Origin of the sequence: Acinetobacter sp. SwsAc4, from assembly GCF_013391535.1 — a bacterium.
GTDB lineage: Bacteria > Pseudomonadota > Gammaproteobacteria > Pseudomonadales > Moraxellaceae > Acinetobacter.
This window is the reverse complement of sequence record NZ_JACAXC010000036.1, coordinates 1-13,421: the sequence shown is the minus strand read 5'-3', so window position 1 is coordinate 13,421 and position 13,421 is coordinate 1. Positions and strand designations below refer to the sequence as shown.

Sequence of the window (13,421 nt, the reverse complement as noted above, 5' to 3'; positions counted from 1 at the left end):
CAATATTTTTTACATTTAATAAAGCTTTAATTTTTTTGCAATTTATTGATAGCTAATCCATTAAAAATATATGAAACAAAGTATTTGATTGCAAAATTAAAGCACATTTTATGGCTATAACTTTCATTTCGTAGCGAGAACCATAAGCTTTTATTTACAGTCTAGATCTCTTTATACCAACTGAATCAATTGTAATAAAATCTGTATTCATCTAAGTAACATAAGCAATAAAAAAGGAGTCGCATTTTAGGACTCCTTTTTAAATCATTTTTTAGATTAGAGTGAAATATTACAGTTCTTTTAGCTAAAGTGCTGTGGTTGCTCATCAATAACTTCTGCTTGTAACTGATTCATCTGTTTTTCCAACAAACCAAATAAAGCGGCTTGGATCATATGCTGTGCAACGGTTGGCGTCTGATCACCCAAAATCTTTTTAACATCTTCACTAAATTGAATTTTAACCAAAGGTTCTGCTTCCGAACCAGCATTACGCAAGGCAAGCTCTCCGCCTTCAAGTTGAACTAACTCGAGAACAGCTTCTTGGCTACCAAATAACTCTTTTAACTGTTGCATTGACATACATTCATTACTCCATGTTTCTACATGGTGGCAAAGCGCTACTGCACTTTGCAATCTCACGTCTTATTTATATAAGTGCTACTCACTCATATTTCAAGTCTATGTTGTACTCGAATTAAAACTCAACCATTTCATTGCGAAAACCGTCAATCAAATGGCTTAACGCTCTATGCCATTCTCGTAATATTTTCGCATCGGGTAACCATGCTTGAGGACTTTGAGTCACCTTAATAATCAAATTCGATGAGGTCTCATTTTCAGGCTCTGGTGCTGTTGGCTCGGGTGCGTACTGGCATAAACGATACGCACGTTTGAGTTCTGCAATAAAACCATCTTTAGCAAGTTGCTGTAGTACTGAAACTTCTGGTGAGACTTGTCCTTTAACTGCCATCTGTTCTTCAATCGACTTAAACGTCGGTTGCAAATCATTTAAACGATAATAGCGCACCAATTCTTGTAAAAACGCTAAAATTGCCCCGTGTAAATGAAACACTGCTGCCTCACGATATGCCTGCGCTTGTTGAATATGTTCAGTTTGCTCAGCTTGTTGACATGCAAGTCGGGCAAAATACAATTTTTGATTGGTACGATCAGCATGGTAGCGAGCAACACGAGACATAATAAATCCCTTTTTCAGTTCATTTAAATCAAGACTGATTGTAAAGCGAATTGATGCTGAAACAAATAGCACTCACAACATCAATTCAATACGATAAAGTTTTCGCTTGGCAATGACTTGAATCGGTGGATCAATCGGACGAATATTGCGATTGACCCAAGCCAAATATCCTTCAGCCCAATACGTTGCACAAGCTGCTTCAACTTCATCAGATTGCCATGGATGCACTGATTCAATATCCACCAATGCAACAGCAAAACCAACGTCTTCATCCCCATCATTCAAAAGAAAGTGTTGATTCTCTACAATCATCAAATATTTCAGTGGCAACATTCGAGGTTGCTATGAGCGAAGCTCAAGCGTTTTAATTTTCTTGGCTATTCGTTCAGCATTTGGTGCAACCATTGATAAAGCAGTATATTGCTTTAACATTGATAATTAAGCTTTATCATCCGCAGCTTTGACACGAATGCCTTGGCTTTTTACCTTCAAGGTGTTTAAACCTTTAATTGCTTTAATCGCTTCACGTGGATTTGGCATTTCAACAAAACCGAAACCTTTCGATTTACCCGTTGCTTCGTCTTTGACCACGACACAAGACTCAACTTTTCCATATGCTTTAAATAAGTCGAGAATTTCCGCATCAGTCACATTACGGTCTAAATTACGAACTAAAATTTTCATGCTAAAACCTAAAAGATGATTCATTGTAGAATCAAAAGAATTTGAATCTGCCTAGTTTAATCGAAATCAATCCCAAAACCTAAATTGATTGTAGTCGTACGAGAATGATTGCTTTGGCCGTAGGCACGTGGAATATCCCGATGAATCTGAACATCGACTAAATGTTGAGGTAAATCATTGAGGAAGTAACTTTCTATTTTTCTTCCTAACTCATCATATTGATCTTGTGACCATAAATTTAAATTCTGTTTGGTCAAAATCAATTCATCTTCTGCACGTGTTAACGCAACATATAGCACACGACGCTCCTCCTCCACATCATCAAAATCGCCTTGTGCGCGTGCATGAGGATATTGATTCGGAGAAACATGTGGGACATAACAGACTTTTTGTTCAGCTCCTTTTGCAGAGTGAATTGTAATCAAAGTCACTAAGTCTTGATCGGGTGTCTTGTCAATTTCTGATATCGAAATTGGGTCAAGTACATATTCTTCTAAGAACTCCCCAAGAGCACTGTGTTTACGTGCCAATTGCTTGACCAAATCAAAGTCTTTAACACGGCGTGACCAATCTTTCGTTTTATAATTATTTTCCAGCTGTTCATTTAGCGCATCCAGTGCAAGGCCTATACAAGCTTCAACATGCTGCTGCAATACATCAAGCTGCATCAAAATTAAAATCGCCTGTTGCGGTACTTTGCCATGTCGCTCTAAACGTTGGCAACGGGCTTCGATATCAGGTAATTGAATCAGCTCTTGCGCCAACTTACTGGCACCCACATCGCCCACGCCATCCCAAAGCGTCAGGAAACGCATCCAGGCTAAATCATCTTGTGGGTTAACGCTGACCCGAAGTAAGCTCAATACGTCTTTGACATGTGCAGACTCAAGCAGTTTTACCCCGCCAATAAAACGATAAGGGATATTGGCTGCAATTAAAGCACCTTCCAAATAACGCCCACTAAAACCTGAACGCAGCAACACCATATGTTCTGCCCAAGCCGCACCTTGCATATGACGACGATTCAAATCCTGAATAATCCAATTGGCTTCTTCAAACTCATTACTCAGGATATGCAATTGTGGTTTTAAACCATTTCCTCGATAGGCTTGTAAATGCTTGTCATAACCAATTTGGCTTTGCTCAAGTAACCAATTGGATAAATCTAAAATGCCTTGGGTCGAACGATAATTCATCTCCAAAGTCAACACTTCAGCATCGGGTACACGTTCTTTAAAATGATGAATATTTTCAAAATCTGCACCACGAAAGCCATAAATGGATTGTGCATCATCCCCGACACAAAACAGTTTCACCTTGCCAACTAAAGGCTGAAGCAAAGCCCATTGCAAGGGATTGGTGTCCTGCATTTCATCGACCAGCAAAGCATGGCAAAAGCTGGTCACCCAATTGACCAATTCAGGTGAGTTTTGTAGATGCACTGCCACAATCGCTAAAATATCATCGTAATCCAGAAAGTTACGCTCCTGCTTACGCTGCTCATAGGCTTTCATTAAATCTGCAATTTGCTTTTTATATTCGATGGCTTGTGGCAACTGGATGATTAATGCATCAGAGAGCTTGGTTTGTGTATTACGTGCATAGGAATATAAATCGCAGAGTTCAGCCGCTTTAGGTAAGACATTGCCCTTATCATTGCCTCGTAGTAAACGAAACATCAGCAACTGATCATCCCGATCAATAATACTGAACTGGGTTAGACCAAACGCACGTGGATTACGACGTAGTAAATACATACAAAAAGTATGAAAGGTTGATGCGCGTAAACCTTTCGCCTGTGCGCCCATATGCTGCTCAACCCGCGTCACAATTTCACTGGCAGCTCGGCGTGTAAAAGTCAAGATTTGAATTTGTGATGCAGGCAAACCTTGATCAATCAGGTAAGCAGCTCGTGCCACAATAGTTTTGGTTTTGCCACAGCCTGCCCCCGCAAGGACCAAACAGTTTTGCGCTGTTGTGGTGGCAGCCTGTTTTTGTTGTGGATTCAGTTCATCAATCAGGGCGGCAAGTGTCATACAATCGGTCAAGCAAAAATGAATCGATATTTTAACAGACTAGACCCATGCAAATGTTTCCTGCTACAAAACAAAAAGAGCATGTATCAACATGCTCTCAATATTTCAATAATTGTCGAATGTTAAATCACAGTTGAACTGTGTGGGAGCTGTTTGATTGCACTTGCAAAAGTTAAATAATTAATCCCTTGAAAAAGGATATCAATCGCGAGAAACATACCAAGTACCCAAAATGGCGAATCAGGTGACGATAGAATGAGAATACCTGTTAAAAGTGTTAATACACCAGAAAACAACACCCATCCCCAACCTGAGATCGGTCTTAAAATAAAGGCATTAACACTACGTATAATTCCAGCAATAATTAATGCAATCGACAAAAAACTGGTGAGCATCACTGCAGTAATCACAGGTGTGGTAAAAGCAAAGTAACCAGCGGCTAGATATAGCACACCAAACAAAGCCCACAAGCAACGTGTGCCCCCTTTAAACACCATAAATGCGGCAACAAAATGCAAAATACCACCCGACATCATTAACACACCAAACAACAAGACGGCAGATAATGTTGCAAATGGTAACGCTGCTAAAAGCATTAGGCCAAAAATAACCAATAACACACCCAATAACAGATACCATTTACGATCAGCGTGTAGCTGATTGCGAACCAGATCATTACCCACCGTTTTCATCATGATTTACTCTTTTATCATCAATGTGCTATGTATATATTGAGCGTGTTTTAGACCTAACTCTGTATAAGGCATGTTGACAATTCATGACAAAATGTTGAAAAACCAGTGTTTTATTTCATAATTTTTAATTTAGTCTGTTCTTTTGGGGCTATGGATAAATCGGAACTTATCCACAATTTACTTGATCCAGCCAATTTCCTGCGCGGTCAGCACACTAATCACGGTTTGTTCCAAGTCATTTGGCATTTTACTTTTATGCTCTGAAAGTGGGATACGCCCTCCCATGATTTCCGCCTCAATTTGTGGATACAAAGGTTGCTTATCCGCCTGTGCATAACCAATCGGGAAAATAGGTTCACCATTGTTCAAATTATATTTATCGGTCGCGCCAAAAGCGTGCAATAACTCATGCACTAACACTACATTATTTTGCTGTGTCTGTTTAGCTGAGGCAAACAGATTGACTGAACCAATTCGTCCACGTTCCAGCGCAGTTGAGTGCTTGAGTTCCCGATTTTGCTTCGGATCATAGAAATTCAGATATAGAGTTAAACTTGGTGAACCATCAATCGATTGATGCTGCTTCCATGCATAAAAGCGAAACTTTAGGCTCCATAGAATATTATCCAGAATACTTAGCTGCTCAGACATCTTCGGTGGTGCTTGTTGCAATTCCCTTCCGATTTGAACCATAAAGTAGCTGCTTTGCCCTCGATATTGCTGGCTATTTTTTTCTAGATACTGCTTCACCTCAGCAAAATCATCTTGCTGCAATGTTTGAATATACTGCTGTGTTGTAGGCAACCCATCGGCATTAATCGGATGCAACAATACATTAATCGGCTGATTCCAATCCTGATTTTGATCACGATAAGCATTGACTGCAACAATCAACAACACCAGTAGTAAGCAAGCGACTCGAATATTTTTCCACATGCATTTCACCCCAATCAAAATTAATTTTTCTTTTTATTTGTTCAATAAAAAATGCCAGCAATCGCCAGCATTTTTTAAACTTTAATGTTTAAGCTTCTACCCATTTCCCATCTTGGAACACCAAACTCCACTTGGTCTGCTTGCCCTCAGCAGTTTCAGAACCCACATATTGTGCCTGATTCTTACGGCTGAATTTCACCACCGTTGGATTACCCTCAGGATCAACATCTGGTGCTTCGAGCAAGAACTGATATTTCGGATCAAGTTGATCTGCAACACTACGTAGCTCGGCCACTTTCGGTGCACGCGTTTCACGAATTTTCGGAAATTTGCTGGCTGCTAAGAACAAACCTGCCGCACCATCACGTAATACAAAGAAGTCATCGTGTTTGGCTGAACGTAGATGTTCCATTTTGATTGGATCAACACGCGGTGGCGCAGGCTGACCACTCTTTAATACTTTACGGGTATTGTCACAGCTTGAGCAGGCAAAGTAAGGACCAAAACGACCTGTCTTTAACTGCATTTCACCATCACATTTATCACATGGAATGGTTGGACCGTCATAGCCCTTAATCTTGAATTCGCCTTCCTCGACTTCGTAACCATCACAATCTGGGTTATTACCACAGACATGCAATTTACGACCACCATCGACTACATAACTGTCCATTGCTGTACCGCATTTAGGACAACGGTGTTTCGACATCAGGTCTGCTGTTTCAGCACCATCATCATCCGACAATGCCGCCAAAGACTCGACTGGTGTTAAGTTAAGTGTGCCTTTACAACGCTCTTTCGGTGGCAGGTTATAACCTGAACATCCTAAGAATACACCTGTTGTTCCAGTACGAACTTGCATTGGACGCGAACATTCAGGACAAGATACATCCGCCACTTCGACTGGCTGATTACGGCGCATGCCGCTTTCACCCTGCGCATTGGTTAAACGCTTTTTGAAATCACCGTAGAATGTATCCAGTAATTCTTTCCAGTTACGCTCACCCATTGCAACACGGTCTAATTGACCTTCTAAATCAGCTGTAAAGGCGTAATTCATTAAGTTATTAAAACTTTCATCCAGACGGTCTGTAACGATCTCCCCCATCTTCTCGGCAAAGAGACGACGGTTTTCCAGTTTTACATAACCACGTTCTTGAATAGTTGAAATAATTGCAGCATAAGTCGATGGACGACCAATCCCTTTTTTCTCTAATTCTTTCACCAAAGATGCTTCAGTAAAGCGTGCAGGTGGCTTGGTAAAATGCTGACTCGGATCAAGTTTTTCTAACTTAAGGACTTCACCCACTTTTACCGCAGGCAATAAAATATCATCATCAGATTTATTGGCACCACGAACACGGGTAAAACCATCAAATACCAGTGTACGGCCTTTCGCCTTTAACTCAACATTTGATGCTTCAACAGTCAAGGTTGAAGATAAATATTCTGCTGGTGTCATTTGACAGGCAACAAATTGACGCCAAATCAAATCATATAAACGCTGTGCATCACGCTCTACGCCCGCCAGTTTATCGCCAGTCAAACCAACATCTGATGGACGAATCGCTTCATGCGCTTCTTGCGCGCCTGCTTTATTGCCATAACGGTTTGGCTTGGCAGGAACGTATTTTTCACCAAAATTTTGCTGAATATGATTACGCACCATATTCACCGCGTCATCGCTCAAGAAAGTTGAGTCGGTACGCATATAGGTAATAAAACCACCTTCATACAAACGCTGTGCCAGCATCATGGTTTTCTTCACAGAGAAACCTAAACGCGTACTCGCCGCTTGTTGTAAGGTTGAAGTAATATACGGGGCACTCGGATTAACTTTGGTTGGTTTGTCTTCACGCAACGCCACTTTATATTCAGCATCTTTTAATACACTGAGTAGGGCATCAGTTTCAGCTTTATTTTTGAGTTTAAGCGTCTTACCTGCCTGTTTCACCGCTTCCAGACGAATGTCATCTTTCTTCGACAAGGTATCTGCAAATACTTGCCAGTATTCTTCTGGAATAAATGCACGGATTTCACGTTCACGTTCAACCACCAGTTTCACAGCAACTGACTGGACGCGTCCTGCCGATAAACCACGGGCAATCTTTTCCCAGAGTAATGGCGAGACCATAAAGCCCACCACACGGTCGAGGAAACGACGCGCCTGTTGAGCGTTCACACGGTTTAAATCTAGACGTGTTGGCTGTTTAAATGCTTCCTGAATGGCATTCTTGGTAATTTCGTTAAAGACCACACGATGGTAACGGCTATCATCGCCACCGATCACTTCCCGTAAATGCCATGCAATTGCCTCTCCTTCCCTATCCAAGTCCGTTGCGAGATAGATGGCATCCGCATCTTTAGCGAGTTTTTTTAGTTCGGCAACCACATGTTCCTTGCCAGGCAGTATTTCATAATGGGCAATCCAGTCATGTTCTGGATCGACACCCATACGGTTGATCAGGGCAGATTGTGCTTTTTGTTCTTTTTCGGCTTCGGTCAGTTTGGTACGGGTGGCAGGCTTCTTTTCAGTGGATTTTGCACCGCCACCTGTAGGTAGGTCACGCACATGACCGACCGATGACCTGACAATAAATTGTGAACCCAAATATTTATTAATGGTTTTCGCTTTTGCAGGCGACTCCACAATCACTAAGGCACGTTTAGTTGCAGCAGAGTTAGAAGCTGCTGTGCTTTTGGAAGCAGAGCGTGGAGTATTCGCCATAATAAATCGTTTTTCCTATAATCAATTAAAGAATTAGCGTTGTGCCAACTCATATAAATAAGCTTTCATATCTTCAAGTTGCGTCGCTCTTAGGTCAGTTTCTTCATCCCAATATAGCCCGACACAGTTTGCCTGCATATCAATAGCATAAACTCCTGTTAATGCAATGGGTAAATTATTAAATTTCTGATCCCCTTGAACAACTTGAAGTTTGCCATCCACGACTCTTGCACGCATTAAAGCTAAACGCCCTTCTGGAATCAGCACACTATAATAAGCCACCATACTGGCACGCTTTTCAGAAGCCATTGGAATTTTTGTCCAGTCAGGTGCGACGATTAAACGGGGATGTAATCCCCTTTTTCTAGCTTGATCACGCATCATACCTAACGCTTTTTCTCGAGGACTCACACGCAGACCAAAAATCGAGCCCAAGACAAATAGAACTATCGCAACTGTAATCCAAATTCCAACATTACTCATAAACTTGCCCAAAACTTCCTTTTATTAGCGTTACATAAGTTGAATGAAAAAGGCAATATCACATGACAAAATTCATTTTAGGCAATTTATCTTGTTTAATGATTTATTTAATGGTTGACCAGATATCAATATTACTTTGCAAATATACAATTTTTTGTGCATTTAATTGAATAATTTGATGTTTCTTAAGTAAATTAATCATTTGTTGCACATGCTCATCTTTCTCGAATTTAAACAAAGCTTTGATTGAATTACTTAAAGTATCGATCTTTGATGGTTTATTATTTGTCACTTTGCTTAAGTAATCACAATATTGTTTTATTCGCATCAAATGCGGACGCAACTCTATTTCTGTCATTGTGAGGCGTGGGCTAGTAGTATTCAAATTTCCTTGACCAAGTGCTTTCTTTAATTCTTTCTTATTATATTCACATTTATTTTGTTCAATCACCACCACCTTAATCTGTTGTAGTTTTTCTAAGAGAATTTCAGCTTGTTGCAGATTTAGGTTACACCAAGACATTAGAGATTTAAGCAGCGACTTTGGCTTTTTAGGCTGATTCTTTGCGAGAAGTTGTAAAACTTTTTTATCTACATTTACTTCTATTTGAGGCTTTGGCTTTATTTTTATTTCTTGAACAGCGAGCTGGCTTTGCTCAATTTTTACAGGCTCAGCTAATTGTTTAATATGAGTTGATTGAATCCCTATCTGCCCGAGTAACTCAACTGCATATGACATTGCAGTGTCATTTGACATGACATCAATTGAACCACCTTTCTCTAATTGAGCAGATAAACGCCCCGCAATAAAGGTTAAACCAAAGTCAGCAGAATTTGCACCTGTTTTAGGCATTTTAATGATGAGCAAGCGTTTATCTTGTATGGCAAGACTAAGTTCCATTAAATCATCTAGTGCAATATTTAAATTTGAATTTGCATAAACTACAATCACTTGACTGTATTGTTTTAATAGAAAGTTTAATTCACGAATTTTTTTAGGTTGGTTTTCGATATCCAATAATAATATATTTTGCATAATATCAGTCATGTTTTAATAATGCGGTGGTTTGTTACTCATTGGATCAAACGGTGCAATTCCTTCTGACAAGTCTGAAGACTCAACGCGTTGGTATAAAAGCTGCATTTGTTTCTTCAAAACTGCAATTTCTTGTGTCTGAATTGCGAGCTGTTGATTTAATTGTTCAACTAAATCGTCTAAAAATGCAATTCGGACTTGCAAATCTTCAATGGGTGCGGACAATGACGCGTGATCATCAAATTTTTGTGGTTTAGTCATTTCAGACCTCATCTGAACTCTTAGGAAACATTATGGCCTACATTACTTTAAGGGATGTCCATCTCGCATTTGGCGGACCTGCCCTACTCGACGGCGCGAACTTTAACCTAGAACGTGGCGAACGAGTCTGTTTAATTGGTCGTAATGGCGAGGGCAAGTCTACTTTATTAAAACTGATTGAGGGAAGTTTATTACCTGATACAGGTGAAGTTTCGATTCAAAATGGTTTAACTGTTTCAATGTTAGCCCAAGACGTGCCGATGGATTCAGGCAAAGTGGCCGATATTGTTGCTGATGGCGCAGGAGAAGCTGCAACCGTACTCAAAGCCTATCATGAAGCAAGTGATGCCTGTGTATTAGGCGATATGGAAGCCTGCGACCATATGGGCATGTTACAACACAAGCTCGATCAGCTCGATGGTTGGGCACTTGAAAACAAAGTAAATACAATTTTAGGTAAAATGGGGCTAGATCCAAATGCAGATTTAGCAGACCTATCAGGTGGACGTAAACGTCGTGTGCTCTTGGCACGTGCCCTACTTACCCAACCTGATGTGTTATTACTGGACGAACCGACAAACCATCTGGATGTTGAAAGTATTGAATGGTTAGAAAAGTTCTTACTTGATCAAAATAATCTCACACTTTTATTTATTTCACATGACCGTTCTTTCGTAGATAGCATTGCAACACGTATTGTTGAACTCGATCGTGGTGTTTTACGTGGTTATGAAGGCAATTATTCACGCTATTTAGAGCTCAAAGCTCAGCAAATGGAAGCTGAGGAAAAACAAAATGCTTTATTTGATAAAAAATTAGCAGAAGAAGAAGCTTGGATTCGTCAAGGGATTAAAGCACGCCGTACCCGTAACGAAGGCCGTGTCCGTGCCTTAAAAGACTTACGTGAACAATCTAAAGCGCGTCGTTCACAGCAAGGCAAGGTCAGCATGGCGACACAAGAAGCTCATCGTTCTGGTAAGTTAGTGTTTGAGATTGAAAATCTAAGCGTCAGTTATGGTGAGCAGCCGTTAATTAAAGACTTCTCAGCAATCGTATTACGTGGTGATCGTATCGGTTTAGTCGGCGATAATGGTGTGGGTAAAACCACCCTGATCAAAGCGATTTTAGGTGAAATCGAACATAGCGGTGCGGTGAAAACAGGTACTCAACTTGAAGTGGCTTATTTTGACCAACTGCGTAATGCACTTGATCTTGAAAAAACCGTGATGGCCAACGTGTCTGAAGGTTCTGATTTCGTCGATGTGAATGGTAACCGCCGTCATATCTATAGCTATTTACAAGATTTTTTATTCTCTCCAGAACGTGCTCGTACGCCAGTCAAAGCACTGTCTGGCGGTGAGAGAAACCGTATCCTATTAGCAAAACTATTACTCAAACCATCGAACTTGATCGTGATGGATGAGCCAACCAATGACTTGGATATGGTAACACTTGAGTTGCTTGAAGAAATGCTGTCTGACTACAAAGGCACTTTGTTACTGATCTCGCATGACCGTGCTTTCATGGACAATGTCGTCACTTCGACTTGGGTATTCGATGGTAAGGGCAATATTGATGAGTACATTGGTGGCTATCAAGATTACTTGGAACAACGCCCTGACCAAAAAGTGGTTGATCAGAAAAGTGATGTGAAAAAAGCACAAGCCAAAGCTGAAGCAGCGGCTGCCGCAGTATCAGCACCAAAGAAGGTCAAGCTGAGTTACAAAGATCAGCGTGAGTTAGAACAACTACCCGCTGAGATGGAAAAGCTAGAAAAAGAACAAGCCGAACTTTCAGCAAAACTTGCAGATGGTTCTTGGTTTGTCTCTGACGCTAATGCTGCAACTTTAGCGATTCAACGTTTAGCAGAAATTGAAGAATCTTTGCTTGAGAAATTGGAACGTTGGGACATCTTAGAAAATATGTCGAAAGGCAATTAATCAGATGATGAGCATCTATCATTATATGGATAGATGCTCTATTAAAATCCAATGAATGCTTAGATTTCAAAATCATCTTTTAATGACTGATAAATATTAAAATTTTCATCATCAAAACAAACAAAAACTACTTCTTGGACTGACTGACTTTGTTTTAACTCGTCATTAATCACTTTAAACGCGATTTGGGTAATATCTCCCTTAAGTATGCTTATCTGTTTTAACATGGTCTCCTGATCAAAATATTTATTTATCTATACACAAAAAGGCTGTGCTTTATCTTTTAGATTTAAAGTCGTAAAACTGACTTCATGTTACACTGCTTCAAAATTCAATATCATTCATATTTCTAGTTTATGAGCCAACAATCGTCTTATATTCCTGGTGAGTTTCAATGGGAATTTTTACTCCCTAAGTATTGGAAAATCTGGATCGCCATCACTTTTCTCATGCTCTTAGCAATCTTACCTTGGGCAATTCAATGGCGCTTGGCACATGGTTTAGCCTCATTATGCTGGCACTTGCTCAAATCACGTCGAAAAACCACAATCAGAAATCTGGAAGTTTGCTTCCCTGAATGGTCTCCTGTTGAGGTTGAAGCACAAGCAAAACAAGTGTTTGTCGACATGATGTTGGGTGTATTTGAAACATTGAATGCTTGGTATTGTCCAAATTGGTTTAAAGGACGCCATAGTATTGAAGGTCTAGAGCACATTAACTCAGCCAAAGCTCAAGGCAAAGGTATCTTATTGCTAGGTACACACAGTACTTTATTGGATGCCGGTGGTTATATTTGTGCTCAATATTTTGAGCCTGATGTGGTCTATCGTCCTCAGAATAATCCGATGTTGGATATGCTGATTTATCGTTGTCGCGCAACCATTTATCAACAGCAAATTGATCATGATGATATGCGTGGCTTGGTTCGTCGCTTAAAAGATGGCGGTGCGATTTGGTATAGTCCAGACCAAGATTTTGGCTTAAAACAAGGTGTCATGGCACCTTTTTTCGGTGTTCCTGCTGCCACTGTTACTGCACATCGTCGTCTATTAAAAATCTCCAAATCTGTTGCAATCCCGCTTTATTTTTATCGTTATGGTGATGTTCGTAATCCACAATACAAAGTTTTGATTGAGCCTATTGTTGAAAATATGCCGAGTGAAAATGAACTCGATGATGCAATTCGGGTGAATAGAATCATTGAGGCTCAATTGCGTATCGCACCAACTCAATGGATGTGGTTTCACCGTAGATTCAAAACCCGAGCAGAAGGTTACGAAAAAATTTATTAATATTTAGCTCTGTACACGACAAATTTCATAGAGCCCTTGTCCTATCAGGCTTTTTCTTTCTTAAAATTGCGAGCACTTTCTTAAATTCTTCTTTTTTTCCAAAACCAATCAAACGTAGAATAGCCATCTGAA

General features: G+C 40.2%; 12 protein-coding genes and 2 pseudogenes. 2 read left to right on the top strand and 12 right to left on the bottom strand.

The features are described 5' to 3' along the window. Positions 1–300: 300 nt before the first annotated feature. The 11 genes and pseudogenes from HYG88_RS13665 to HYG88_RS13615 form a co-directional block, all read right to left on the bottom strand. Entirely contained in the window at positions 301–579 is a 279-nt protein-coding gene (locus HYG88_RS13665; RefSeq protein ID WP_005162636.1) for a hypothetical protein, read from the bottom strand. A gap of 115 nt (positions 580–694) precedes the next feature. Further along, positions 695–1,198 (bottom strand): DUF6586 family protein, encoded by a 504-nt coding sequence (locus HYG88_RS13660; RefSeq protein ID WP_087536369.1) that lies wholly within the window; start codon positions 1,196–1,198, stop codon positions 695–697. A 72-nt stretch (positions 1,199–1,270) separates the two neighbouring features. Next, positions 1,271–1,630: pseudogene (locus HYG88_RS13655) on the bottom strand (ASCH domain-containing protein). Between the two features lie 6 nt (positions 1,631–1,636). Then, positions 1,637–1,882: an RNA-binding protein gene (locus HYG88_RS13650; RefSeq protein WP_004802550.1), complete on the bottom strand. Its 246-nt coding sequence runs from the start codon at positions 1,880–1,882 to the stop codon at positions 1,637–1,639. A gap of 56 nt (positions 1,883–1,938) precedes the next feature. Beyond that, on the bottom strand, positions 1,939–3,918 hold the full coding sequence (locus HYG88_RS13645; RefSeq protein ID WP_178883270.1) for an ATP-dependent helicase: 1,980 nt from the start codon (positions 3,916–3,918) through the stop codon (positions 1,939–1,941). A gap of 122 nt (positions 3,919–4,040) precedes the next feature. Next, positions 4,041–4,613, bottom strand: a complete 573-nt coding sequence (locus HYG88_RS13640; RefSeq protein WP_178883269.1) for an HdeD family acid-resistance protein — start codon at positions 4,611–4,613, stop codon at positions 4,041–4,043. Between the two features lie 177 nt (positions 4,614–4,790). Continuing rightward, positions 4,791–5,549: a hypothetical protein gene (locus HYG88_RS13635; RefSeq protein WP_005162645.1), complete on the bottom strand. Its 759-nt coding sequence runs from the start codon at positions 5,547–5,549 to the stop codon at positions 4,791–4,793. Between the two features lie 88 nt (positions 5,550–5,637). After that, positions 5,638–8,277, bottom strand: a complete 2,640-nt coding sequence (gene topA / locus HYG88_RS13630; RefSeq protein ID WP_178883268.1) for a type I DNA topoisomerase — start codon at positions 8,275–8,277, stop codon at positions 5,638–5,640. 33 nt (positions 8,278–8,310) lie between these two features. Beyond that, a complete protein-coding gene (locus HYG88_RS13625) occupies positions 8,311–8,760 on the bottom strand; it encodes an ammonium transporter (protein ID WP_178883267.1) in 450 nt (149 codons plus the stop codon). Between the two features lie 103 nt (positions 8,761–8,863). Then, positions 8,864–9,796, bottom strand: a complete 933-nt coding sequence (locus HYG88_RS13620) for a PIN domain-containing protein (protein ID WP_087536367.1) — start codon at positions 9,794–9,796, stop codon at positions 8,864–8,866. A gap of 15 nt (positions 9,797–9,811) precedes the next feature. After that, the gene (locus HYG88_RS13615) at positions 9,812–10,057 is read right to left on the bottom strand and encodes a SlyX family protein (RefSeq protein WP_087536336.1); all 246 of its coding nucleotides are present in this window, start codon (positions 10,055–10,057) and stop codon (positions 9,812–9,814) included. 32 nt (positions 10,058–10,089) lie between these two features. Between HYG88_RS13615 and HYG88_RS13610 the strand changes: the two genes are divergently transcribed. Further along, positions 10,090–11,997, top strand: a complete 1,908-nt coding sequence (locus HYG88_RS13610; protein ID WP_178883266.1) for an ATP-binding cassette domain-containing protein — start codon at positions 10,090–10,092, stop codon at positions 11,995–11,997. A gap of 59 nt (positions 11,998–12,056) precedes the next feature. On the opposite strand, the pseudogene HYG88_RS13605 reads toward HYG88_RS13610, so the two are convergent. Continuing rightward, positions 12,057–12,185: pseudogene (locus HYG88_RS13605) on the bottom strand (RNase III inhibitor); the annotation flags it as partial. A gap of 168 nt (positions 12,186–12,353) precedes the next feature. Here HYG88_RS13605 and HYG88_RS13600 point away from each other — a divergent pair. After that, positions 12,354–13,289 carry a hypothetical protein gene (locus tag HYG88_RS13600; RefSeq protein ID WP_004659087.1) on the top strand — a complete coding sequence of 312 codons (936 nt, stop codon included), beginning with the start codon at positions 12,354–12,356 and terminating at the stop codon, positions 13,287–13,289. The last annotated feature ends 132 nt before the right edge of the window (positions 13,290–13,421 follow it).